Origin of the sequence: Lachnoanaerobaculum sanguinis, from assembly GCF_033242365.1 — a bacterium.
Taxonomy (GTDB): Bacteria; Bacillota; Clostridia; order Lachnospirales; family Lachnospiraceae; genus Lachnoanaerobaculum; species Lachnoanaerobaculum sanguinis.
Genome location: NZ_BTHK01000020.1, coordinates 13,442 through 38,557, shown reverse-complemented (window position 1 = coordinate 38,557; position 25,116 = coordinate 13,442). Strand labels below are relative to the sequence as shown.

Annotated in this window: 22 protein-coding genes; 17 read left to right on the top strand and 5 right to left on the bottom strand. The window is 34.2% G+C overall.

What is annotated here, in order from left to right; all coding sequences use genetic code 11:
- The first annotated feature begins 62 nt into the window (after positions 1–62).
- The 8 genes from SBH76_RS11730 (at position 63) to SBH76_RS11695 (ending at position 11,973) form a co-directional block, all read left to right on the top strand.
- Entirely contained in the window at positions 63–1,559 is a 1,497-nt protein-coding gene (locus SBH76_RS11730) for a carboxypeptidase M32 (RefSeq protein ID WP_317977934.1), read from the top strand.
- Positions 1,560–1,774: 215 nt separating this feature from the next.
- Positions 1,775–3,211 (top strand): alpha-L-fucosidase, encoded by a 1,437-nt coding sequence (locus tag SBH76_RS11725; RefSeq protein WP_317977933.1) that lies wholly within the window; start codon positions 1,775–1,777, stop codon positions 3,209–3,211.
- Positions 3,212–3,235: 24 nt separating this feature from the next.
- Entirely contained in the window at positions 3,236–5,122 is a 1,887-nt protein-coding gene (locus tag SBH76_RS11720; RefSeq protein WP_317977932.1) for a beta-N-acetylhexosaminidase, read from the top strand.
- 40 nt (positions 5,123–5,162) lie between these two features.
- On the top strand, positions 5,163–6,299 hold the full coding sequence (locus SBH76_RS11715; protein ID WP_317977931.1) for a response regulator transcription factor: 1,137 nt from the start codon (positions 5,163–5,165) through the stop codon (positions 6,297–6,299).
- Positions 6,278–8,035, top strand: coding sequence for a sensor histidine kinase (locus SBH76_RS11710; protein ID WP_317977930.1), 1,758 nt, complete (start codon positions 6,278–6,280; stop codon positions 8,033–8,035). Before SBH76_RS11715 ends, SBH76_RS11710 begins: the two co-directional genes overlap by 22 nt.
- Positions 8,036–8,366: 331 nt before the next feature.
- Positions 8,367–10,118, top strand: a complete 1,752-nt coding sequence (locus tag SBH76_RS11705) for a type 2 periplasmic-binding domain-containing protein (protein ID WP_317977929.1) — start codon at positions 8,367–8,369, stop codon at positions 10,116–10,118.
- A gap of 19 nt (positions 10,119–10,137) precedes the next feature.
- Positions 10,138–11,052, top strand: coding sequence for an ABC transporter permease (locus tag SBH76_RS11700; RefSeq protein ID WP_314097208.1), 915 nt, complete (start codon positions 10,138–10,140; stop codon positions 11,050–11,052).
- 9 nt (positions 11,053–11,061) lie between these two features.
- Positions 11,062–11,973: a carbohydrate ABC transporter permease gene (locus SBH76_RS11695; RefSeq protein ID WP_314097211.1), complete on the top strand. Its 912-nt coding sequence runs from the start codon at positions 11,062–11,064 to the stop codon at positions 11,971–11,973.
- A gap of 31 nt (positions 11,974–12,004) precedes the next feature.
- Here the strand turns inward: SBH76_RS11695 and mprF are convergent, their stop codons facing one another.
- On the bottom strand, positions 12,005–14,590 hold the full coding sequence (gene mprF, locus SBH76_RS11690; RefSeq protein ID WP_317977928.1) for a bifunctional lysylphosphatidylglycerol flippase/synthetase MprF: 2,586 nt from the start codon (positions 14,588–14,590) through the stop codon (positions 12,005–12,007).
- Between the two features lie 25 nt (positions 14,591–14,615).
- Positions 14,616–15,332, bottom strand: coding sequence for an alpha/beta fold hydrolase (locus tag SBH76_RS11685; RefSeq protein ID WP_317977927.1), 717 nt, complete (start codon positions 15,330–15,332; stop codon positions 14,616–14,618).
- A 543-nt stretch (positions 15,333–15,875) separates the two neighbouring features.
- On the opposite strand from SBH76_RS11685, the gene SBH76_RS11680 reads away from it, so the two are divergent.
- The 7 genes from SBH76_RS11680 (at position 15,876) to SBH76_RS11650 (ending at position 20,444) form a co-directional block, all read left to right on the top strand.
- Complete coding sequence (locus SBH76_RS11680; protein ID WP_314097217.1) at positions 15,876–16,472, top strand: SdpI family protein; 597 nt, start codon at positions 15,876–15,878, stop codon at positions 16,470–16,472.
- A gap of 99 nt (positions 16,473–16,571) precedes the next feature.
- Complete coding sequence (locus tag SBH76_RS11675; protein ID WP_317977926.1) at positions 16,572–17,132, top strand: restriction endonuclease; 561 nt, start codon at positions 16,572–16,574, stop codon at positions 17,130–17,132.
- 121 nt (positions 17,133–17,253) lie between these two features.
- The gene (locus tag SBH76_RS11670; RefSeq protein ID WP_317977954.1) at positions 17,254–17,727 is read left to right on the top strand and encodes a DUF3841 domain-containing protein; all 474 of its coding nucleotides are present in this window, start codon (positions 17,254–17,256) and stop codon (positions 17,725–17,727) included.
- 32 nt (positions 17,728–17,759) lie between these two features.
- Positions 17,760–18,446, top strand: a complete 687-nt coding sequence (locus SBH76_RS11665) for an alpha/beta hydrolase (RefSeq protein ID WP_317977925.1) — start codon at positions 17,760–17,762, stop codon at positions 18,444–18,446.
- Between the two features lie 209 nt (positions 18,447–18,655).
- Positions 18,656–18,973 carry a thioredoxin family protein gene (locus tag SBH76_RS11660; protein ID WP_035619806.1) on the top strand — a complete coding sequence of 106 codons (318 nt, stop codon included), beginning with the start codon at positions 18,656–18,658 and terminating at the stop codon, positions 18,971–18,973.
- Positions 18,974–19,089: 116 nt separating this feature from the next.
- The gene (locus tag SBH76_RS11655; RefSeq protein WP_317977924.1) at positions 19,090–19,836 is read left to right on the top strand and encodes a Fic family protein; all 747 of its coding nucleotides are present in this window, start codon (positions 19,090–19,092) and stop codon (positions 19,834–19,836) included.
- 8 nt (positions 19,837–19,844) lie between these two features.
- Positions 19,845–20,444: a T6SS immunity protein Tdi1 domain-containing protein gene (locus SBH76_RS11650; RefSeq protein WP_317977923.1), complete on the top strand. Its 600-nt coding sequence runs from the start codon at positions 19,845–19,847 to the stop codon at positions 20,442–20,444.
- A 61-nt stretch (positions 20,445–20,505) separates the two neighbouring features.
- On the opposite strand, the gene SBH76_RS11645 is transcribed toward SBH76_RS11650, so the two are convergent.
- From SBH76_RS11645 to SBH76_RS11635, 3 genes are all read right to left on the bottom strand, one after another.
- A complete protein-coding gene (locus SBH76_RS11645) occupies positions 20,506–21,291 on the bottom strand; it encodes an acyl-CoA dehydratase activase (RefSeq protein WP_317977922.1) in 786 nt (261 codons plus the stop codon).
- A 20-nt stretch (positions 21,292–21,311) separates the two neighbouring features.
- Entirely contained in the window at positions 21,312–22,460 is a 1,149-nt protein-coding gene (locus tag SBH76_RS11640) for a double-cubane-cluster-containing anaerobic reductase (RefSeq protein WP_317977921.1), read from the bottom strand.
- Between the two features lie 206 nt (positions 22,461–22,666).
- Positions 22,667–23,470, bottom strand: coding sequence for an Nmad3 family putative nucleotide modification protein (locus SBH76_RS11635; protein WP_317977920.1), 804 nt, complete (start codon positions 23,468–23,470; stop codon positions 22,667–22,669).
- A gap of 125 nt (positions 23,471–23,595) precedes the next feature.
- Between SBH76_RS11635 and SBH76_RS11630 the strand changes: the two genes are divergently transcribed.
- Both SBH76_RS11630 and SBH76_RS11625 read left to right on the top strand, forming a co-directional pair.
- Positions 23,596–24,387, top strand: a complete 792-nt coding sequence (locus SBH76_RS11630; protein ID WP_317977953.1) for a 4Fe-4S binding protein — start codon at positions 23,596–23,598, stop codon at positions 24,385–24,387.
- Positions 24,388–24,405: 18 nt separating this feature from the next.
- Entirely contained in the window at positions 24,406–25,104 is a 699-nt protein-coding gene (locus SBH76_RS11625; protein WP_317977919.1) for a hypothetical protein, read from the top strand.
- Positions 25,105–25,116: the final 12 nt, after the last annotated feature.

Sequence of the window (25,116 nt, the reverse complement as noted above, 5' to 3'; positions counted from 1 at the left end):
GGCTGGTCTTTTTATTTTATAAATAGTGTAAAATTTGTAAATGTTTTTAAAGAAAGGAAACTATGACTACAAAAGAAAAACTAAAGAAGTATCAGGACTGGTTATTTAAATGTTCTGCATACCAAATGGCATTAAACATTATAGGAATTGATAAGCAGACAGTTGCACCAAGTGCAGGAGCTGCTTATAGAGATGAGAGATCTGCTTATTTGGCAGGAGAGCTTTTCAGCTTGGAAACAGATCCTGAAATCATAGATATATTAAAGGACTTAAAGGATGATCCGGAGGTAAATGACGAGGATAGACGTGCTATAGAGCTCTATTATAAGAAGGCGTTGGATACCGTTTGCATACCTAAGGAAGAATTTGTGGCATTTAAAAAGCTTTGCGATGAGTCATTTGATGCATGGATACTTGCAAAATCTAAGGCTGACTATTCTATATTTGAGCCATACTTGAAGAAAGTAATAGAGAGCCAAAAAAAGTTATACGGTTACAGAAGCAGCGATAAGAGTATTTATAATCAGATGCTTGATGATTATGAGCCGGGTATGGACGAAGAAAAATATGATGCGTTCTTTAATGCTTTAAAAGAGAGATTAGTTCCGCTTATCGGTAAGGTAACAAAGGCAAAGCAGATTAACGAGGATTTTCTACATCAAAGCTTTCCTATTGAAGATCAGAAAAAGTTTATGGATGATTTACTGAAGTATGTACATTTTGATCCTTCATGGGGTTATCAAAATGAATCTGAGCACCCGTTTACCTCTTGGACTTGTGAGAATGATTGTCGTACAACTACAAAATATATAGAAAATAATGTAGCTTCCGCAATACTTTCAACGGTACACGAGGTCGGACATGCATACTACGAGCACAATATAGACCCGAAGTATGACGGAATGATTTTATCAGAGGGTGTATCTTCAGGAATGCATGAGTCACAGTCACGTCTATGCGAGAACTACCTTGGACGTACTATGGCTTTTTGGAAATATAATTATCCTAAGTTACAGGCATATTTCCCTAAGCAACTTGGAGATGTAAGCCTTGAAGATTTTTATAAGGCAATCAATGTTTCAAAGCCGTCATTTGTTCGTACGGAAGCGGATGAACTTACATATCCTTTACATGTTTTGATTCGTTATGAGATAGAAAAGGGATTATTTAACGGTACTATTTCTACAGAAGGACTTGATAAGACATGGAATGCAAAGTATAAAGAGTATCTTGGTGTAGATGTACCAAATGATAAGCTTGGTATTTTACAGGATGTGCACTGGTCAGACGGAAGCTTTGGTTATTTCCCAACCTATGCACTTGGAACAGCATTTGCGGCACAGTATGTACATGCAATGAAAAAAGATCTGGATGTAGACAATTTACTGGAAAATAATAAATTTGATGTAGTAATGAATTGGTTAAAGGAAAATATTCATACATACGGTTTCCGTTATGAGGCGCCTGAGCTTATGAAGATGGTAACAGGAGAAGAATTTAATGTAAATTATTTCCTTGATTATATAGAAGAGAAGTATACAAAGTTATATAATTTATAGAAAAGTATTAAAGACATATCAGTTTAAACGGGTATGTCTTTTTTAGTGGGCTCATATAAAATAATCTCACAAAAGATAAAGCTTTTACAAAAATATAAATAAAAAATGATTTAAATTAATGTTTAAAAATGATATTATCGTCTATAATATGATAAAATTTATAGACAGATAGCTTTAATAAAGAAAAATTTATATAAAGTACAAGGAGAAAGATAATGAGCTATATCGGAATAGAAGAAGATATAAGACTGATCAAGGTAGTTCCAAGTGAGAGACAGCTTACATATGAAAAAATGGAGTTTTTTTGTTTTATTCATTTTACAGTAAATACTTTTACAGGAAGTGAATGGGGTGACGGAAAAGAAGATGTATCCATTTTTAATCCTACAGAGCTTGATGCAAGGCAATGGGTAAAGACTGCTAAAGATGCCGGTATGAAGGGATTGATTCTTACCTGCAAACATCACGACGGTTTTTGTCTTTGGCCGTCAAAATATACGGAACATAGTGTAAAGAATTCACCATACAAGAACGGAAACGGTGATATAGTTAGAGAAGTGTCAGAAGCATGTAAAGAATTCGGACTAAAATTCGGTGTTTATCTTTCACCGTGGGATAGAAATAACAGTAGCTATGGAAAAGGTAAGAAGTATGATGATTACTATGTAAATCAGCTTACAGAACTGTTGACAGAGTATGGAGAACTCTACACTATCTGGCTTGACGGTGCCTGTGGTGAAGGGGCTAACGGTAAGGTTCAAAAGTATGATTGGAACAGATACTATAAAGTAATGCGTGAACTACAGCCTAATGCAGTTATTTCTATTTCCGGACCTGATGTAAGATGGTGTGGAAATGAGGCAGGTGAAGTCAGAGAAAGTGAATGGAGTGTTGTTGCAAAAGATATGACAGATCCGTCAATTACAGCCGAATTAAGCCAGCATGAAGACAATGAAGAGTTTAGAGACAGACCTTTGGATGAGACTCAGTCAGATCTTGGAAGCAGAGAGCGTCTCAAAAATGAAAAAGAACTGGTGTGGTATCCGGCAGAAACAGATGTATCCATTCGTCCGGGCTGGTTTTATCATGAAGAAGAGGATGATAAAGTTCGTTCATTTGAGAATCTGAAAGACATATATTTAAAATCAGTTGGTGGAAATACAACTCTTTTATTGAATATTCCCCCTATGAAGAACGGAATAATTCATGAAAAAGATATAGCCATCTTAAAGAGATTGGGTGAGTTTATAAATGATACATTTAAAGATAACCTTTTAAAAAATGCATTGATTACGACTGTTCCGGAGCATGATTGCAGAGGTAATTCGCCTGACATGATGCGAACAGATGATTATAATACATATTTTATGAATAAAGAAGGTGAAAATAAATTACTGATTGAAATAAAATTTGATGAGTGTAAGAAACTGAATTATTTAGTTTTAAAAGAAGCAATAACCTTCAGTCAAAGAGTTGAAAAATTCAATGTGTATTTTAACGATGAGTCAGGAAATAAAATAAAAATTTTCGAAGGAACCACTATAGGATATAAGAGAATTATTGATTTAAAAGGTACTAAGACTGATAATCTTACTATAGAAATTGAAGATTCCAGGGTGGCACCGGTAATGTCTTTTGTTGGAGTATACTGATAAAATATATGAGGAGTATGAGTAATGAAAATTTTATGTAAAAATACCGGACTTTCAGAAGATAAATTAAAGACCGGTACAAGAATACTTATAGATGAATATAAACAAAGTACCGAGCAGTTGGATATTAATGTAGAATTTTGTGAAAGCGATGAACTTTCGGTAAAAAAAGAAGGAAATGCTATAAGCATTATCTGTAAAGAACTGTCTCATTATTACAGAGGGCTGACAAAGATACTTTGTAATTTATATAAAAACACATATGAAAATACGGAGAAGGCATATTTTGAAAAAAACGGTGTTATGCTTGACTGTTCAAGAAATGCTATATTTAGAGTAGAAAAAGTGAAAAGCATTATTCGAGTTCTGGCAAAACTTGGAATAAATGTGCTTATGCTCTATACGGAGGACACTTATGAGGTAGCTGATGAGCCTTATTTTGGAATATATCGAGGAAGATACACAAAAGAGGAAATCAAAGAGATAGATTCATATGCTTCTGTATTCGGGATTGAACTTGTGCCATGTATTCAGACATTGGCACATTTACATAATGCCCTAAAATGGCCGGGGAAAGAGAACATCAAGGATTCAGTGGATATACTGGAGGTAGGAAAAGAAGAAACATATATTTTTATTGAAAAATTGCTTCGTTCTGTAAAGGAGAGTTTTTCTACAAAGCGTGTACATCTTGGAATGGATGAGGCTGTTTCTCTGGGTCTTGGAAATTATCTTAAAAATAACGGATATGAAAAGAGTTCCATATTAATAAAGAGACATTGTAAAAAGGTCCTTGATATATGCAAAAAGTTGGATTTAAGCCCTATGATGTGGAGCGATATGTATATAACAGCAAACACAGGTAAGGGATACTATGACATTGAGGACAATGTTGATTGTAGCCTTTGGGAAAAGCCTGAAAAAGAAGTTGGACTTGTATATTGGGATTATTATCACAATGACGAAAAGATATATGAAAAGATGTTGAAAGTTCATATGCAAATCTCAAATAATGTGATTTTTGCGGGAGGATCATGGGTATGGAACGGAATAGCTCCAAACTACTCAAAAACTTTTGAATGTACAATATCGGCACTCCAAACATGTAAGGAGTTTAAACTGGATGAAGTACTATGTACTGCCTGGCTTGATAACGGTGCAGAGACACCTATAGATGCGGTTTTGCCGGGAGTTACTTTATTCGGTTATTTAGGCTTTCATAAAAACTATGACAGCGAAGAATTTAAAGAAGAATTCCAAAATTGTACAGGCGGATATTTAGATGACTTTATGGTGCTTGACAGATTTGATTCGCTTTTCCAAAAAGAAGAGTCAAATCAAGCTGCAGAAAATCCTTCTAAGTATCTACTTTATCAAGATCCTCTGACAGGGATATTTGATTATCATGTAAAGGAATCCGCTGTAGATACCAAGGTTTATTATGACAGCTTAAGATTAAATGTTATGGAAAGTGAAAAGCACTCTAAAAAATACTTGGAACTGTTTTCATATTATGAAAAACTGGCAGAGGTTTTGAGCATAAAAGCGGATTTAGGAGTACGCATAAAAACTTCATATGAAGCAAGTGATTTGTATACATTAAAAACTATCTGTGAAAAAGAAATTCCGGATACAATAGAAAATCTTAAAGTTATGAAAACACTCAGAGAAGACTTATGGATGAGCGATGCAAAGCCATGGGGATATGAGCTAATGGATGTAAAGCTTGGCGGAGTCATCACAAGATTAGAAAGTACAAAAAGAAGAGTTTTAAATTATTTGGATGGGAAAATACCTTGCCTTGAAGAACTTGAAGAGAAAAGATTACCGTATTTTGGGGATAAAGCAGATAAACGAGAAAATCGCTGGAGCCAAATAATCAGCGGATCGGATTTAGTGGATACAATATAAAATACGATAACAAGTTAGAGAGCAAATAAAGGGGGTAGAAATGTATAAGGTTTTATTTGCTGAGGATGAATTATTAGTAAGATTGGGTTTGCAAAATTCAATTCCATGGAGTAAATATGAAATGGAAGTTGCAGCATTGGCAGACAACGGTGTGGAAGCATACAGGCTCTTTGAAGAGATACATCCTGACATATTGATAACGGACCTTAGAATGGAAGGAATGGACGGTCTTGAACTTGTTAAAAGAGTCAGAGAAATAGATAAGGAATGTGCGATCGTAGTAATTTCCTGCCTGAATGATTTTGAAACCCTAAGGAAATTGATACCATATAATATCAATGCGTATGTACTGAAGGCAAGTATAAGTATAGATGAAGTATGTAATGTACTGGAACAGACAAAAGAATATCTTATAAGTATCGGAAGGACAGCTAAAAAGGTGATACCTGATTTAGAAAAACCTGAGGATATAATATCAAAATATCTTTTGGGAGATACCGTAATCAGTTTGGAGGATGATTTTGAAATATTCGAACATTTATTGCTGTTTAGTCTGGAGGAGGAAAATAAAGATAAGATAAATAAGCTTGCAATGGATTTTATATATGAACTGGTTAACCGTCAGATACCGGGAGAAATGTTGGTTCCTCTAAAGGACAAGGAATTCTGTGTTTTTTATAGAAGTACAGAAAAAAAGATGGATGAGAGAATAAAGAGAATCAATAATTCCATAGGTGATTTTTTGGGAGTTCGTTTTAAAATCACGCACAGCAGTCGTAGAAAAGCTGAGAATTTAAAAGACTGGTTTGATAGAGCCTATGTACAGCAGTATGAGATAAATATTGATGAAAACAGCGGTAAGGCATTGATTCAAAAGTCAATCGAGTATATGCAGGAACATTTCAGAGAAAGTTTGACCTTAACAGATATTTCACGTACTATAGGACTTTCTGTAAGCTATTTTTCGTATCTGTTTAAACAGGAAACCGGAAAAAATTATATTGAGTATCTAAATGAAATAAGGCTGCTTGCAACCATGAAAGACTTGATGAATACTGATGAGAAGGTAGTTGTGGTTGCACAAAAGAACGGATTTCAGAACTTGGAGTATTTCTCAAGATACTTTAAAAAACAGACAGGAGAGTCACCGGCAAGATGGAGAAAATTAAACCGTTAAATCGTATGAATTGGAGACAAAAGGTTTTATTGTCTATTCTCGGAAGCTTTATAATTATAATCAGCTTTATGTTCTACATCACATACCACTACTTTGTGGAAAAGGTGGAAGCCGGAAATGAAAGGCTTGTTTTATTAAACTTTGAACAGGCTGAAAAGGATCTGGAAAATATTTTAAAAAATGCGGAACTGTGTTTGAATAAATATGTAATATCGGATCTTGTCTGGGAGTTCGGATATGAATATCCAAACAGCAATATAGACGAAAGCAGATTGAAAATGAAGATTTCCGAGAGTTTTCATTCGGAAATGCTTGTAAACAGAGAAATTTCAGCTTTGGGAATATTAAAAGGAGACGGAGTTGGAATTGTTTCTTCCGCACTTGGTAAAAACCGTACCGGTGATACTGAAATATCCGGAGAAATTTTAAATGTTTTGCAAAAGGTAAAAGAAAATTATCCCTATACTACTTGGGTACCAAGCTGGGAGCTGGACATAAATGACAGAAGCCCTTTTAAAATAATGTCACAGACACCTTCTTTGGTAGGTATAAAGGCGGTAGGTGTAAATATAAACCTTGAAGAAGAGAGCTTTATTTTTGTTGCAATAAATGAAATAGATATTCAAAGTACTTATAGGGCGGTTGCCTTTAATGACAGCAGGGCTATATTGGTGGATAAAAAAGGTCAAATAATTTCAGATGTCGATAAGAGTATGCTGGGCAAGGAATATTATACAAGTACGGATACACAAAATATTGAATATCCGCTTGATTTTTACGGATGGAAATTATGTGATATGATTCCCAAAGAAGAATATTTAAAAGATGCCAATGAAATCAGAGATTTCGGTATTATTGTAATTATGCTTGCTATAGTAGCGACAGTCACTGTTGCTGTCATTTGGAGTAGAAAATATACTCAGCCGATAGAACTGCTTATGAAAAATATGCATCATATTAAAAATCAGGAGTTTAATATTGATAAACCGAAAAAACTTGGCTGGGAAGAGCTGGATAGGTTAAATGAGGAATTATATTCCACAGCACAAAGTATAAAAGCGTATATAGAAAGATTAAAACAGGTAGAAGATGAAAAAAGAAGAGAAGAGCTTATGGCTCTTCAATATCAGATGAACCCTCACTTTCTATTAAATTCACTTAACTCTATACGTTGGATGGCAATGATGACCAATAACACAATAGTTGCGGATACTTTGGTAAGGCTTGGAAAAATAATTACACCTGTACTGAGGAATCCAAGCCTAACTTGGAAAGTAAAAAACGAAGTCGAATTCTTGGAAAATTATGCGGCTATGATGCAACTTAGATATGGACATGATATGGAATATAAAATGAGTTGTAAAAAAGAATTATATGAGTTGGAATTCCCAAGATTCATATTACAACCCTTGATCGAAAATTGCTTTGTACACGGAAGCAGTCAGGAAGAGATACGTACAATAGAAGTTGTGATAGAATGTAATGATTATATGGATGTAAAGGTGATAAACAGCGGGATATTCTTAAATGAAGAAGAGCTTAGTCAAATAAGAAACAAGATAAAATCACCTCTAAAAACATCAGATCATATAGGACTTGCAAATGTATCAAAACGCTTAGGGTTGCTGTATGGGGATAAGGGCAGCATGTCTGTTGAAACAGATCCTAAATTAGGCTTGATCGTACATATACGATTTAATCAATATGTAGAAATGACAAATAAAGAAAGAGTTTAGTCATATAAAATTATTAAAAATAATAATGAAGTCTAAGACTTGACATATTTTATGGTATAAAGTGCAATAATCATAAAATATGTCAAGTTTTGTTTTTTAGAATAAAAAAACGATAAAATAGTCAATCGACAAATAATATAAAACATTTTAAGAAACTGTCTAAAATGATAATATAATTCTATCTTAGATAGAGAAAATATTTTGCTCAATAAGAAATATTTTTAACGGCCGGTACAAAATAATAATCGAAATCAAAACGAACAAATTGAACGTGAATTGATGTAGATTCAACATTGAATGCTTCATAGAAGCTACAAGGAGGGAAAAGTACATGAAAACAAGGAAATTGACGGCAATTTTAGGTGCTGTTGCATTAACAGCGTCATGTTTGGCAGGATGTGGCGGAGGAAAAGCCGATTCCGCATCGGGAAGTAAAACTGCGGCAAGCAGTCCTGAGGAAGTAAGCACAGCAGATCATGTGGATATTACTATAGGTGGATTATCTTTATCGGATTCTTCTACAGGAGCTTGGCCTACAGAAGTAATCAAGGCGGTTGAGGAAAAGTTTAACTGTACAATTACAACAAAGGCCTATGATCAGGAAAGCTTAAACCTTGATTTATCAGGTGGAAATACTTGTGATATAGTGCAGATATCGGATGGAAATATCGAAGGTGTGTTAAAAGGAAAACATGCGGTAAACCTTGTGGATTATAAGAATATCGCACCAAATATATTCTCCGACGGAATGGATTACAGAAATAAAATCATGCAGAAATTTAAAGGTGACAATGGTGAGGCACAGTACTTTGTTACACCTAGAGTTGTTTCTAAAGATTATGCAAAAAGCTACGGTTCTGTAGTTCAGTACGGTTATGTTGTACGATGGGATTTATACAAGCAGATTGGAGCACCGACAATCACTAATGATGATGAATATATCGAAGCATTGAAAAAAATGAAGGAGATTTATCCTAAGACAGAAGACGGTGCAGAAACATATGCAATGAGTGCATATAACGATGCGGACCTTCATACTTATTTCTTTAAAGGATGTCTTGGAGAGGGATATTTAAACCTTGAAGACGGACTTTATGTTCAGGATGCACAGACAAATGCACTTGTAGTTGATGTGTATGATAAGGATGAAAACGTTAAAACACCTTTCTGGTCAGGTGTAGAATTCTATAACAAACTTTATAAAGCCGGATTATTAGATCCTGATAACTTTATTACAAAGGGTGAGGATCTTACAGAAAAGTATACTAAGGGTCAGTATATCGGCGGTACTGTAAACTGGTACTTCGGAACATATAACAGCAACAATAAGGGAACTGATAAAGAGTATGTTGTTTTACCTTCAAAATTAGGATGGGTAAATGAGCAAAACAAAGCAGGATGGACAGGAAAATACTTATTTGTATCTTCTCATTCACCAAATGTTGAACGTGCTGTTATGGTGCTTGATTATTTACAGAGTGGTGAATTTGCAAGAAGCTCAGATTCAGGTGTTGAAGGACGTTGGGAGAAGGGTTCAGACGGAAAGCCACATTTAACGGAAGATACTATAAATATGAAGGTTGACGGAAGTCGTGCCGAAGAGTGGAAGATGAGTGGAATCAGCGACTCAAGAGTAGATAATCTTATCGGATGGGATTACAACAATGTTTTAGCGGACGGTGGAAGAGTTAGTCTTTGGAACGATGAAGATGTAATGAAAGACAGCCTTACAACAGCTGAGCTGGAACTTTGTGAACATTTCGGTATCTCATTACCAAGCGATCTTTTAAAGAACGGAGTTGAAAAGGGTGACAACATGGATCTTAGCAAATCGGATTCAACAATTCGTATGTGCCTTGAAACAATTCCAAAGAATATAGTACGTATTGACAGCAACTGTATTGAAATCACAAAGAATGCACTTCCAGGACTTATACAGGCAGATTCAGATGAGGCATTTGCCGCAGCTAAGGAAGCATTATTACAGCAGCTTTCCGATGCAAGCGTAAAAGAGTCTATTGATTGGTGGCAGAAGGCATGGGAGGATTCCAAGAGCGCAATAGAGAGTTTAGAGAGCAAATAAACACGAAAGGAGCATGTGTATGAACAGAAAAAGGGGATTTGTGAAAAGCGGATCAAAAGATTATAAATTGCTTTGGATGGCAATACCTTTTATCACAATAGTCTTTTTGTTTAGTTATGTTCCGATATTTGGCTGGATATATTCATTCTTTGATTATGTACCGGGAGTCAGTATTTTTGATTGTGACTTTGTAGGACTTGAGTACTTCAAACTGATTTTAAAAGATGACAATGTTTTAAGAGCTTTAAAGAACACATTTGTTTTTGCAATTATAAATATATGTTTGACACCGCTACCTATGCTCCTGGCGATTTTATTAAATGAGCTCAGAAACGGTCCTGTAAAGAAATTTGTACAGACATTTACAACACTTCCAAACTTTATAAGCTGGGTAATTATTTTCTCTCTTGCAACGGCACTTTTTGCATCAGACGGAATTATAACTATGCTTGCAGTAAAACTTGGACTTGGAGATGCTTCAAATTCATTACTGGGATCAAACGAAGCAGTATATTGGTTTCAGTCATTCCTTGTACAGTGGAAGACTTTGGGATGGAATTCAATCATTTATATGGCGGCTATTGCAGGAATTGACCAGGAGCAATATGAAGCGGCGAGAGTTGACGGTGCAGGACATTTTAAATGTGCAATTCATGTTACTTTGCCTGCGATGATGGAGACTTTTGTAGTGTTGTTTATATTAAATATCGGTAATTTTCTAAATACCGGTTATGAGCAATACCTTCTATTTAAGAACTCATTAACAGCACCTAATATTGAAGTACTTGATTTATATACATATAGAATCGGTCTTCAAAATATGGACTACTCCTATGGTGTTGCAATCAGTGTTGTGAAATCAATTGTAAGTATAACATTGGTTTTAGCGGCAAATATGGTTGCAAAGAAAATAAGAGGCAAGGCAGTTATCTAAGGGGGCATTATGAATAAGAATAAAATGAAAGTTTCAACATCAAGAAAAGTATTTTTAGTGTTTGACTATTGTCTGATGATACTGCTTGCACTTATATGTATTTATCCGTTCTGGTATGTACTTTGCTACTCATTAAGCGATACAACTGCAGCATCGGTGAATACACCGGTTTTATTACCAAGCGGTTTTACACTTAGTAACTACAAAGAAATTCTAACCTTAAAAGGATTCTTTCCGGCACTTTTAATGTCTTTGTTAAGAACTGTGGTTGGAACTATAACATCCGTATTTTGTTGCTCTTTTCTGGCATACCTTTTTACTAAGGACAAGATGCCGGGGAGAAAGATACTGTATCGCTTTGTAGTATTTACCATGTATATCAGTGGCGGTATGATTGCCACATATATTGTAATGAAGTCATATGGATTATTGAACTCATTTTGGGTATATATATTACCTTCAATGATTTCCGCCTATAATATGATTTTGATAAAAACATATATAGAGCAGCTGCCGCCTGAACTTGAAGAATCTGCAAGTTTGGACGGAGCAGGGTATATTACATGTTTTTTTAAGATTATATTTCCGCTTTGCAAACCTATAATAGCGACTGTTGTAGTGTTTGTAGCAGTTGGACAGTGGAATTCATGGTTTGATAATCATATCTATACAAGAGCAAATGAATCCCTGACAACATTACAGTATTTATTATATAATTATCTGAACGAGGCACAGAGACTTGCAGAGCAATTAAAAACAGCTTCAAGCGGAGCTGATATGACAAAGGCAATGGCAAGTATCTCACCAAAGGGAATCAGAATGACAATTACAGTATTGGCATCACTACCGATTTTTGCACTATATCCGTTTATGCAAAAATACTTCTCAAAAGGAATAATGGTAGGTGCGGTTAAAGGATAAAGAAAGGCGGGTTGAGTTTTCAACCCGTTTTTTATACCTTTTTTACCTGTCTGTTATCAATCTTATATATAGTAAGTAAATCAAAGAGCAGATTGCTGTCTTTCGGGTAGGATAAATATCTTGCCTCCCAAGCAGGAGCGAACTTTTCCTTATACTTTCTCAGACCGCCGAAGGAATAGAAACGACTTGTGAAGCTGTAAACTAAAAATGCAAGCTTCTCATTTAAAAAGCTGTGGTCATACTGACCTACATTTGAAAGAGGAGCCATTCCAAGGTCAAAGTATCTTACATTATTTTCCTTCATATGAAGAAAAATTCGTACAAAGAGATAGTCCATAATACCGTTTCTTTCCGTTTTAGGATCGTAGCGCATAAGGTCTATACTTGACTCATTATCGTTATTACATACCAAAAAGTTTGCAAATGCCTGAATCTTTCCGGAACCGTCAAGCACACAGGCAATGGGGGCAAGTGAAAGATAATCTCTGTCAAAATACCCTAAAGAAAAGCCCTTTTCCTGCCTGCCCGAAAGCCAGTCATCAGAAATATTTTTTAATTCATCCAAAAAATCATTTGAAAAAGGCGGAACCTCTACTTTAAAGGAATATCCACTGTTTTCTCCACGATTTGTGATAGCACGAAACTTTCTTCCGGCTTTTCCGGTCAGATCGAATTCATCCAGATTAACTTTTGCAGTTTCACCAAATTTCATAAAATCATAGCCGAAATTGTGAAGGAGTAAAGTGATATCCTGACTTATTTCATAAAAAAGAGGTATAAGATTTTTGTCTTCAGCGTCTTTTATAAATGAAGATACAGCTTTATTAAAATATTCACTTCTACCTATAGGATCTCCCATAACAACAGCCTTACCGTCTTCTAAGGCAAATTGAATAGCTACGAGATCTTTTTCATCTTCAGTGTAATAATAGATAAGCTTATCTCCCAAAAATGCAAGAGAAGCATTTAAGTCGGTATTATCAAAACTTTCTAAAAACACTTTATAACGAGATTTTTCAAATTTTTCTCCAAATGAAAAATGTTTATCCTTTGCCATAGATTCTACGGCAATATAAAAGAATGCAATAATCAGTAAGTATGCAAAAAGATGTAAAAAGTGAATGAAAAATCCGTTAAAAAAATGTGTTCCCATAGAAGTCTTTGAGAGAAAACCGTTATGGTGGAAGAGAAGAAAGCCCAAACTGTTTCCTCCTGTATTTCCCCTTGATACATACAAAAGAAATACAGTGATTACAAAGCTGGAAACTATATATCCTATATCTTTTATTCTGTCCTCTAAAGGATAGAAAAATGACTTTCTGTTTAAGCCGTTTCTCTCAGTATATAAAAGCATTAAAAATACAAGTATATAAAGACTGCCAAAAACAGAGTAACCGCCCAGATTGATATAAATAAGGCTAATGAGGCATAGTACAACACAAAAAGGTTTTGCAAATGCAGAATGTCTTTTTATCAATCTTCCAAGCAGGAAGAAAAGGCTTCCAAGAAGAAAACTTGGAAATTGAAAGAGCAGTTGACCTCGGATTGGATCCATTTTCCCTATAAAAGGTATGTTATGAATTTCATCAGGAAGTATTGCACTTGCCATTAGGAAAAAGCCGAAGAAATTTGCCATGAAATGAAGTATTCCACGGCGTACTATGTTTGAGAGTTTCCCGGGTAAACCAAGAAACTTGTCATTTATTTGGCCTGCCATACTTTTTATAAATAAAATCAGTCCTATAAAGAACGGAATAAAATAATAAAAAATACGGAAAAGCAAAAGCCAACTTGCAGCTTCATTATGGTTTAATGAAAGATGGAGCAGGCCTCCTATCATTATCAGATCAAAACTTCCAAGACTTCCCGGTATCATTGAAACAATACCTATACAAATGGAAATACAATATAAAGGAAGTATATTTACAAATGAAATATTGTAACCAAGTACTCTTCCTACATAGAAGAAAAATCCGGATACAAACAGCCAATCCAAAAGTGAGGTGCATATGAGAGCAAGTATTTTCTTTTTGCTCAAATTTCCGAAGTAGTCAAGCCTTTTTCTTGTAGATAGGAAAAGTAGTGCCGGAAGTATAAGCGAGGCAAGTACAAGCACAAAACTATATGTCTTTAAAGTACTATTCTTATCATGAGAAAACAGCAATAACAATGATACAAACGACAATAAAGAAAGCCCCGACATAAAGTACGGCATTACCTTTGATATGCCTTTCATTGTTTTGCCTTCCTGTTCTTCGTCGGAAAAATAGCTGTATCTAAGTCCGACATCCACAAGTCCCGCAAAGCCTATAAGATTATTTAAACTGTTTATAGTCCAACTGTTTTCAATAAGCTTAAATACAGAAATTTTCTTTCCAAGTTCTTTTGTCAGTATATAGTCATACAGCATCATAGGAGAGACTGCAAGAATACCGAAAATAAAAAGGCTAAAAATCTGTAAAACAGACAAATGACGAAGTATATCCTTTACGGCACTGAAAGAAACAGTCTTTCTCATATGGGAAAATTCTATCAGAACCAAGATAAGTATACTGACAAACAAAATGCCTTTTATAACATTTTTGTATTTTTTAAAAAAAGAGATTATCTTTTGCATTTTTTACCTCCTTGAAGAATGCAGATTACATAGTGCAACTTTGTATATAGCTTACCATTTTTGAAATAGTCTTGTTAAAGTATTTACTGTCCTTTTTTGGAATATTGTGTCCTTGGTTTTTTCTCTCTATAAACTTACTCTTAGGAAAAAGTCCGGCAATAGCCTTGCTGTGCTCCCTTTTGATCATATCATGGTCTCCGACCAATACTATGACAGGATAGTTTGACTTAGAAAAAACTTCCTTAGGAATATTCAAATCTTCACGCAAGAGTGGAGAGACTTTTGCTCTCCTTTTAAAAAAGGGGAAGATTATACCCAGAGTATTATATAAGACTTCTTCAAAATAACAAGCGTATCCCGGGAGAAATTTCAGACCTTTAAAAGTAATATTACCGCTGTTTGCCAAGATACCGGCAACTCTTTCTTTATGAAGCGCCGCATACTTTATAGCAAGGTTTGCACCGTCACTATGTCCTACCAGCAGACATTTTTTTATATCAAGATATGAAAGTAGCTCATCAAGACTGTCTGCCAGATAAGAAAAGCTTATTTTTCCCAAAATATCTCCTGATTTACCATGTCCTAAGCTGTCTACAAAAATAAGCTTATAGTACTTGCTCAAAACCCTTTGCTTTTTAAAATAACCGCTTTCCAGATTGTTTCCATGTAAGAAGACAACCGGAAAGCCTTTTCCTATGATTTCATAATGGATTCTTTCTCCGTTATTACGATAAAATTCCATATCATCACACTTTCAATATTTTATTTGTATCAAGTTCTAGCACAATGAAAATGAATTGTCAAATTAAATTTGGATAAAAGAAAATTTTCATATGTAGGGAATAGAAAATCAGATTTAAAACCGGGGGTAAAAATGGTATTATTGTATATAGTGTGTTAAATTATGTAAAGAGAAATAAAAATATTTTGTCCGGAATATGATACCACGGACTAAGTCCGTACAATGGGACAGGATAAGTATTATAATCAAATGGAGAGTGGAATATATGAGGATAAATATATATGGATATTAAGATGCATCCAGGATATGTCGCATAATTTGAAAAATAGTAATAAAATAGACTTTGTATGAAGGATGACATTTTTAAAATGTTAATATAACGGATTTTCGTATTTTATAAAACTGGAGAAAAATCAGAAATTTGCATGGCGTTTCATCAATATTACAATATTGATGCTGATCATGAAAAAATTAGATTTAGAATATTCAGCTTATTTTTTATAATAAAGTAGATATAAATATTCGATAAGGAGGACACTAATTATGTTTAATTATAGTGATAGAAAGAAAATCGTATTATTTTTCCTTCCGTTTATAGTTTTGATTTATCTATATCAAGATTTTCCAAATTTATTTTGTACAATTAGTAATAAATTAATTGTTATTAATTATTTTATTACTAATTGTACGTTGGTAATATTTTTCCAATATAGAATAAAAAGTATATCTGATAAGAATCATAAAGAAAAATTACGTAAAATTGGCTGGAGAGTATTAAATCTCACAAGTATCTTGCTATGCATGTTAATAGTTAATTCATCAAAAATTAATCTTAATTGGAACTTTGCTCAAATGATATCTGTCATATGTGGTTTAGTGTTTTTGGGTTTTTCTTTCACTTTTGAAAATTTAAAACGCAATGATGTAATAGGAATAAAAATTAAATGGACATTAGAAAGTGACGAGGTATGGGACAAAACACATAGAGCAGGAGCTGTTTTGTGGATATTGGGTGGAATTGTTTTGATTTGCAACATATTTGTAAGATCTCAAACTGGTTTTTTGATTAATATAATTATAGGCCTTTTTTTAACGATTGTTGCACCAATCTTATATTCTTATAATTTGTCTAAAAAATAAAAAATAATTAAAGAATACCTTATAATTTAAAGAATAGAATAAAATCAATTTTATACAAAGTGGATATTCCGATACACAAGAAAAGCTATAATACAAATTTTGCAGGGTATTAGATCTACAACTTTTGAGCAGTTTAAAAATAATCCTGAGGAATTTATAATTAAGGCAGCAGCTCTTATTAATGATGAGAAGGCAACTGCTATAATACAGCATATTACATATAATATTATAGAAGAATATAGTACAGATATTTTCACAGATCCTACAATAAAGGAACGTTTAGGTATTAATGCTATGAAGGTAAATAGACATCTGTATGACCATATTGTGTTTGATTCTACAAATGAAAAAAAATTTTTAACAGAAACGTATATAAGTAAAGATGTTAAAGTATATGTAAAGCTTCCGGATGGTTTTTATATTTCAACTCCGGTTGGACGATATAATCCTGATTGGGATATTGCTTTCTGTGAAGTTAGTGTAAAGCATATATATTTTGTTGCAGAAACAAAGGGAACAATGAGCTCAATGCAACTTCGTTTGATAGAGGAATCAAAGATACATTGTGCCAGGGAGCATTTTAAAGCAATTAGCAATGGCGAAGTTGTTTATGATGTAATAGATGGCTATGATTCGTTATTGAATTTGGTTAGAAAGTGATAAACGGAATAACAGATGTTTTGTATACATATTCTTGGAATTAATATTAGGAAGAAGAATGCTTTTATGGACTATTCAACATAAGGCTGCTTATGATATTTTACTTTAGACAGGTAGACTTATAGCAAATGAAAAATATTTATCGTTTGATGGTGGATTACGTTATTATTATGAATGGATTGCCGAACAGATGAAAAAACGTATCGGAATGCCGCCAAATGATGTAATATATCCTGTATGGGCATGGTACCAATGGGAAGGTGTAAGGAAATGTCCTGATATGAGGATTCATAGATATGGAGGTAAGAAGGGAACACCTGTAGTTTTGATAACTATAGATATACCTGACAATATGGTTTTACTGTCAGACTTTGATATGTGGCATGTTATATTGAATGACGGATATTTACCGTTATATGAAAAAGATGATATTGAAGATCCAAGTGAAGATGAAATATTGAAAAGCTGGGAAAATGTTTTTTGTATAGATGAAGTAACCGACTGTTGGTATGTACCGAAATCTACTCAAGCAACATTTTTGGAGTTAAAAAAAGAATGGGTTTTGAAGGTAGAGCATTTTGTTTTAGCAGGATAAATATAATTTAATGCCTGTAGTAGGAGGTATAGGTGATAACAGATAATAATAAAGTAAAATTCAATATAAAAGATAAAGAAGTCACCCTATACAAGTCACCTGATACAAATGCTCCTTTGATTGTTTTTAATACTTTTGAGGGTGACGGTGAAGGTGTATATAAAGAATTACAGAATATGGGTTGCACTTTTTTAAATCTACTTGTAGTAGGAAATATTGATTGGAACCATGATATGTCACCATGGTATATGCCTTCAATCTATTCTAAAGAAAAATCTTTTAGCGGCGGTGCAGATGAGTATCTGAGATTGCTTATAGATGATATTTTGCCAAAGGCAAAGGAGATGATAGAGGGAGAACCGGGATTTACAGGAATAACAGGATATTCGCTTGCAGGTCTTTTTGCTGTTTATGCTATGTATAAAACTGATGTATTTGACAGAGTGGCAAGTATGTCAGGCTCTCTTTGGTTTTATGACTTTATGGAATATTGTAAAAGGAATGATTGTAGGAAGTTACCTGATAAAATCTATTTTTCTCTGGGGGATAAAGAGGCAGATACACGCAATCCTATATTAAAAACTGTAGAGTATAATACAAGAGAGCTTTCAGAATATTTTAAGAACCTTGGGAGTGAGGTAATATTTGAATTAAACAAGGGTAATCATTTCACAGATACAATTCTTCGCAGTGCAAAGGGAATAAAGGCAATTTTATAGTTTTTAAAAAATAAAGAGATTTTAATTATTCAAAAATGAAAGAGAAAAAATGGGATTCGGAAGTCTAAACAAAACAGATGGATTTTCCAAACGAATGTAACGGATAATGTTTGAGTAGGAGATAGGAAGTTTAATCAGTCATGGGAAAAGTCCGGTATAATACGGTATGTTCTCTGACTGATATGATTAATAAGAAAGGAATTTGAACTATGAATGATCTTAGAGAAGATATTAATGATTTAATAAAGAAAATACCGGTGCTTATCCTTCAGTTTGGTTCGGATACATGTGGACCCTGCCATGCCATTCGGTATAAGCTGGAACAGTGGATGAGTGAGCATAAAGAGGTAGAAGCCCGATATGTAGATATAGAAAAAAACATGGAAATCAGTTCACAGATGGGCATTTTCTCCGCACCGACTGTACTGGTATATATGGACGGTCAACTTGTTGCACGAGAGAGCGGTTATTTCAGTCTGGATGCACTACTTGGAGATATTGAGCGTTATCTCGAATTGAGGAAATAAGGATGCAGAAGTTGAAGGCGTAGCATTTTGTTTTAGCAGGATAAATTTAGAAATATTATTGATATTTTGAGAATAAAAGGAAACACAAAATGGGAGAATATAAACCACTGTTTCATATGACGGACAGAATTACAAATCTTGTAGCTGCAATTAGTGAGCAGGTTGGAAGAATTACAGTACTTTCACATGGAAAGCTGAATCCACATTTAAGAAAAGAAAATAGAATAAGAACAATTCATTCTTCACTTGCTATAGAGCAAAATTCACTTTCTTTAGAACAGGTGACTGCTATACTTGATGGAAAGAGAATTCTGGGAAATCCTAATGAAATACGTGAAGTTAAGAATGCTTATGAAACATATGAGTTAATGCTTTCACTGGATCCTAATTCAGTAAAAGATTTACTCAAAGCACATCGGGTTATGATGGAAGGGTTGATTCCTGAGAATGGAACATTTAGAAGTGGTGGAGTAGGAATTTTTGATGGTGATGTTGTTGTACATATGGCGCCACCTGCTAAATTTGTACCTATGCAAATTCAAGAACTGTTCGACTGGTATAAAAATTCAGAAATGCACCCACTGATTAAAAGTGCTGTTTTTCATTATGAATTTGAGTTTATTCATCCTTTTGCGGATGGAAATGGGCGTATTGGAAGGATGTGGCACAGTTTATTACTTGGTAAATGGAATGAACTGTTTTATTGGCTGCCAATTGAAGAGTTGATACGAAGCAGACAACAAGATTATTATGATTCCCTTGGAAAGTCGGACAAAGAAGCTGACAGTTATGCTTTTGTAGAATTAATACTTGAGATTATACGTACAACTCTTGAAGAGACAGTTGTGGTTGGAGAAATGTAAGGTGTAATATGGGATTATTCGATTCATTTAAAAAGAACAAAAAATCAGTTTGGGATAAGTTTATAGAAAAATATAAGCCGGATAAGAATCTTACAAAGCCGTCAGATCATATAATAGGTGCTTGCAGCAGTGCCGGAGTAAATGAGAAGATACTTGATTTTATTAAGGAATATGGCTTTGGTAATTATGGAGACGGTATTATAAAGCTTATAGATCCGGAAAAATACATGGACAGCTTTTATAGATGGCTTGGAAAAGAAGACTATTCAAGAATTCCTTTTATGATGACAGGCTTTGGTGATTTGTTTTACTTTAGAAATCTTGGTGAGGGTGAATATGATATATCTTTTTTGGATATACATTACAGAAAGATTTTTGTAGTGGCATATACCGTGGAGGAGTTTGTAGAATATCTTGTCGACAGTGAGGTTGAAGAAGATATATTAAGGCGGAATCTTTTTGATGAGGCAAAAAAGAAGCTTGGAGTTCTGCCTTTAAATGAGATATATTACTTTGCACCTGCTTTGGTAACAGGCGGTGCGGAAGAAGTAAAATATGTAAATAAAGGTGACGCGTCCACTCATCAGTGGCTATTGTTTGAATGGTAAATTAAAATGACTTTCACATATACAAGTTTAGCCTTGTGAAATGAGAAAGTCATTTATATTTTTAATTAAAATTTATAGGAGTACTGTTTTTCGGTCTTAAAGAAATTGCGGCTCCTATAGCACCGGCATATCTTCCGAGATGATGTGTATGGATTTTTTTGCCAAGTTTTTGCGACATCAACTCTATAAAATACGGTGTGTAGCTAAGTCCGCCTGTAAGCATGATTTCACCTGAAAGACCATGCTTTTGAGAGAGGTTTATAACCTTATTGGCTACGGAATCTATTACTCCGGCAGCTATATTTTCTCTTTTTTCACCGGATCCTATATAGCTGATAACCTCTGATTCTGCAAATACTGTACACATAGAGCTTATAGACAGAGAATCACCATTGGATGCGAGAGCATAAAGTTCTTCAAAGTCTGTGCCCAGTCTGTTTGCCATGACTTCGATAAATTTACCTGTACCTGCCGCACATTTATCATTCATTAGAAAGTCTCGTACCATACCGTTTTCAAGGCTGATTATCTTTGTATCCTGACCGCCTATATCTATGACGGTCCCGTCAACTCCAAACAGTGCATAGGCACCTTTGGCATGGCAGGTTATTTCTGTTATAACTTTATCCGCATAATCTACGCAGATTCTTCCGTATCCGGTTGCGGCACAGCTCATATTTTCAGAAAGTCCGTCATCTTGTAGCCTTTGTAAAATATTTTTTGCAGTTTCCTTACTGTTCCAGCCTGTAGGTATACAAAAAGAATTGACAAGTTTTTCATCATCAAGTACTACCACCTTTGAGGCGGTGGATCCTATATCTATACCTACATAATATCTTTTATCCATTTGTTAAGTTAATCCTCTCATTATACAGCTACAGTTTCAAGGAATGCCTCAAGTCTTGTGTTTATCTGTCCGACATCGGCCTTTGAATAATCTGTTTCTATCTTCAGATAAGGTACACCTTTGGCAACTACAGCCTTTTTAACATTAAATGATTCTATAGAGAAGGTATGGCATGCCTGAAGTATTATTTCAACCACTCCATCTACCTGATATTCATCTATCATATCTGTTATAAAACCGAGTCTGCTGTCATTAGGGCTCATTACGGAGCAATTGATATTTAGATATTTTTTTGCAAGGGCTCTTGCTACAGGTAGAGTGGTATCTACCTTTTCAATCTTTTCTCTGTTTGTACTGCAATTGTCAAATGCAACTACATCCGCACCAAGCTCCTCCAAAACTTTGATTGTTTTATCTCGTACGCCGCCGTTTGGACATCCTGTTATCAATATTCTCGGTTTTCTTGCGACCTTACCCTTATAATTTGCCTCCCAATCGCCCTTTACTTCATCAATTCTTTGCCTTATCTGCTTACAACGCTCTTCCATACTTGGTATAAAACTAAGTGTATCAAGTTTTGTGCCGATTTCATATCCTGAGATAGGAGATGGATTGAGTTTTCCAAGTTCAAGATATTCAAGTACCAGATCTCTTTCGGAATTTTTTAATAATATTGCTTTTTTAACATCTTCTTCGGTAATTGTTACACCATAAAAGTCTTCAAGCTTTTTCCAAAATTTATGTATTTCAGCCTCCCACATATTAAGGGCAATTTCATCTCTTGAAGACGGAAGTTGCATAACATAGGTTTCCTTCAAATCATTCATAAGCTCAAACATTTTCTTTTTTCCGTCACAGGTGGTTTCACCTACTATAAAGTCGGAAAAATAAAAATATGGGCAGGTATCGGTAAGAGCAAAACCATAACTTGCCTTTATCAAAGGACAAAGATTTGATGGAAGATGCGCTTCTGCAGCACTTATAGGTTCTTCACTGGTTGCACAAAGCGATACGGGTATGGCTCCCGCAGCTATAATCAGCTCTGTGGGAACAAATGAGCAATAAGTTCCGACAATTTTTCCGCCATTGTCTTTGTGCTCCTTCATTTTTATAAAGCCGGCTTTTCTTGCATCTGTAAAAGACTCGAAGTTATCCGGAAGTCGTAACATAATGAAATCCTCCTAATTTATAAAATATCACTATTTCAATAAAATATATAGGTAAATTATATAAAAAATAGGCTAAATCCTCAATATATCTAGTGATTTGATTTTTCAATATGTGAATGGCATTATTCGATTTAATGAATAAATACGAATATATTTAGAGCAAATATAAAAAAGCCGGCAAAATCCGGCTTAAATCAAGTTTATTATTACTTATGGCTTATTATTTCTTTTACCCAGTCAGAAAGATTTTCTTCCTGCTCTTTTGTATCGGTTGTTATAACAAACTCCTGTCCACGGGAGGCGGTTTTTAATATTGATGAATCACCTTTGATAACAGGATGAGTATGACCTTGCCAAGAAATAGCAATACCTTTCTCTGCAAAGAATGAAGGCAATTGCCACACACTTCTGCGTGGCTGATCTTTTTGCGTAAGTACCAGAGAATCATCATAATGAAATGTAGAGCATTTCTTTGAAATATATATACGGTTATTGGTATAGAAAGGTTCTATACTATGTGGGTGCCAATTGTACTTGCTTGCAATTTCTTTGTCATCTTTTATAACTTCACCAATTTCCATATACCCGTAGATTATATGGCGGATAGGAGCACCCTTTATGTAGGATAACTTTCCATTTTTAATCTCAGTTTGTCTAAACATTCCATAAAAAAGAAAAATATCACCGACATCAACGCATGATTTATCAAGATGTGTTGCAGCTACTCCCCATTGTCCAAATGCCGGAACCCAGTCAACAGGTCTATTATCAATATCTTCATATATATCAGGATCCAGATGACAGGTAGGATAACTTTCAAAATCAAAATCCGGATGAAGCCGCGTTATAATATCTCTATAGTTTTGTCCTTTATACTGTATATCTTCGTATTTTTTCTTGCTTTTTCGATCGGGTATAGGGAGTGATAGTAAAGTACCGTCAGGAAGTATTGGACTTGCCACTCTTCCGGATTCGCTATCCATTCCCTTTCTACTCAATATTACTTTCATGTCGTCCCTCCTTGTGATATAATTTTAACATATACAATAAATAAAAACAAAGCATTTATAAACTTTAGGAAGATATATAATGAATCGAGGACAATAATTTGAAGAAGTACTTACTGCCTATACTGATGTTTTCTATATTTGAAACAATTGCTGTCGTGCTTTGGTTGGCATTGGATAATTTATTTTATTTTTTTAATTTCAGTTATATAGGAATATCAATATCATTTGGTATTTTTTTGTTTGTAAAAGAATATAAGTATGCAAGAAGAGTGGTACAATTGCTTGTAGGGCTTTATATACTTATATATTTGGGAATCATAAAGAATGAAAATATGCAAATAGAAGGTTTTTGGTACTATCTTTTTACAGGAGTTTTTGAGGCTGCAACTATTCACTATGTGGTGGCAAAGATATTTGGGCCGATCATATTTGGAAGAGGATGGTGTGGATATGCATGTTGGACGGCAATGATACTGGATTTTTTGCCATATAAGATTCATAAGCATGAAAGAAAAAATATTGAATGGATAAGATATATAGTGTTTTTACTTTCATTAGGTTTTGTTGCAACACTCTTTATTGCAAAGGTAAAGCATCTTGATAGAATTATGTTCGTTTCATTTATAATAGGTAATTTAGTCTACTATATAGTAGGTATAGCACTTGCCTATATATTTGAAGATAACAGAGCATTTTGCAAATATATCTGCCCGATAACAGTTTTTCTAAAGCCTATGAGTTATTTCTCTTTGGTCAGAATAAAATGTGATACAGGTAAATGCATTTCCTGTAATAAATGTAAAAAGGTATGTCCTATGGATGTTGATATGACGGACAATTCAAGAAAAAGAAAAAATGGCACAGAGTGTATTCTATGTATGGAATGTGTCAGGAGTTGTCCTAAGGATGCATTGTAAGTACAAATGAGGTATGATATGAAAAACGGTATAAGATTTCACAGCATATATTATAGATGGATATTGTTTATATTCATCTTTGCCACCATGGTAATTTATTTCATAGGTGAAGGCAAAGATATGTATTTTGAAGAGCATTTATTTAATTCAAAAAACCTCTGTACAATACTGAATATTGTATGGCTTGTAATGTTTGTTGTTTTTTCATTTGTGGTGACAAAATGTGTTATTTCAAAGGACGGTATTTATTTAAAAAAGATAGATTTGACGGTTCCATGGGAGGATATATCAAATATTACATATACATGGATAAACGAATTTAGCTTATATCAACATGAATGCTCATTTTATAATGTAAAAACCATGGTAATTTATAGACATGATTATAAGCCCATATGTATTACGAATATTTCAGTACTGTCTTTATTTGCCGTTAAGTGCTTTTCACCACGTACCAAAGTGGATATAGTATTTCCGGTACTTACTACATTATTTAATGTGGTCTTGAATGTAGGTGTATTGTATATAGGATATACTACAAAACTACTTACTATCAGGGTAAAACCTGAGTTGTTTCTTACTCTTTTGGCATTATACTGTATAAAGTCTATTATATTTCCTATCGTGATGTTAAAAATAACAAACATGAAATATGGAAATTATTTAAGGCATGAAAACTTGAGTAAGGGTAGAAACCCAAATGTAATACATATATAAAGACACAAAAAC

Excerpts from the sequence above, each read along its gene's own strand:
- SBH76_RS11635 (WP_317977920.1), bottom strand. The coding sequence starts at position 23,470 with ATGAAAGTAATATTGAGTAGAAAGGGAATGGATAGCGAATCCGGAAGA.
- SBH76_RS11720 (WP_317977932.1), top strand. The coding sequence starts at position 3,236 with ATGAAAATTTTATGTAAAAATACCGGACTTTCAGAAGATAAATTAAAG.
- SBH76_RS11625 (WP_317977919.1), top strand. The coding sequence starts at position 24,406 with ATGAAAAACGGTATAAGATTTCACAGCATATATTATAGATGGATATTG.
- SBH76_RS11640 (WP_317977921.1), bottom strand. The coding sequence starts at position 22,460 with ATGTTACGACTTCCGGATAACTTCGAGTCTTTTACAGATGCAAGAAAA.
- SBH76_RS11645 (WP_317977922.1), bottom strand. The coding sequence starts at position 21,291 with ATGGATAAAAGATATTATGTAGGTATAGATATAGGATCCACCGCCTCA.
- SBH76_RS11695 (WP_314097211.1), top strand. The coding sequence starts at position 11,062 with ATGAATAAGAATAAAATGAAAGTTTCAACATCAAGAAAAGTATTTTTA.
- SBH76_RS11680 (WP_314097217.1), top strand. The coding sequence starts at position 15,876 with ATGTTTAATTATAGTGATAGAAAGAAAATCGTATTATTTTTCCTTCCG.
- SBH76_RS11655 (WP_317977924.1), top strand. The coding sequence starts at position 19,090 with ATGACGGACAGAATTACAAATCTTGTAGCTGCAATTAGTGAGCAGGTT.
- mprF (WP_317977928.1), bottom strand. The coding sequence starts at position 14,590 with ATGCAAAAGATAATCTCTTTTTTTAAAAAATACAAAAATGTTATAAAA.
- SBH76_RS11705 (WP_317977929.1), top strand. The coding sequence starts at position 8,367 with ATGAAAACAAGGAAATTGACGGCAATTTTAGGTGCTGTTGCATTAACA.
- SBH76_RS11730 (WP_317977934.1), top strand. The coding sequence starts at position 63 with ATGACTACAAAAGAAAAACTAAAGAAGTATCAGGACTGGTTATTTAAA.
- SBH76_RS11725 (WP_317977933.1), top strand. The coding sequence starts at position 1,775 with ATGAGCTATATCGGAATAGAAGAAGATATAAGACTGATCAAGGTAGTT.
- SBH76_RS11715 (WP_317977931.1), top strand. The coding sequence starts at position 5,163 with ATGTATAAGGTTTTATTTGCTGAGGATGAATTATTAGTAAGATTGGGT.
- SBH76_RS11700 (WP_314097208.1), top strand. The coding sequence starts at position 10,138 with ATGAACAGAAAAAGGGGATTTGTGAAAAGCGGATCAAAAGATTATAAA.
- SBH76_RS11710 (WP_317977930.1), top strand. The coding sequence starts at position 6,278 with ATGGAGAAAATTAAACCGTTAAATCGTATGAATTGGAGACAAAAGGTT.
- SBH76_RS11650 (WP_317977923.1), top strand. The coding sequence starts at position 19,845 with ATGGGATTATTCGATTCATTTAAAAAGAACAAAAAATCAGTTTGGGAT.
- SBH76_RS11630 (WP_317977953.1), top strand. The coding sequence starts at position 23,596 with ATGTTTTCTATATTTGAAACAATTGCTGTCGTGCTTTGGTTGGCATTG.
- SBH76_RS11660 (WP_035619806.1), top strand. The coding sequence starts at position 18,656 with ATGAATGATCTTAGAGAAGATATTAATGATTTAATAAAGAAAATACCG.
- SBH76_RS11685 (WP_317977927.1), bottom strand. The coding sequence starts at position 15,332 with ATGGAATTTTATCGTAATAACGGAGAAAGAATCCATTATGAAATCATA.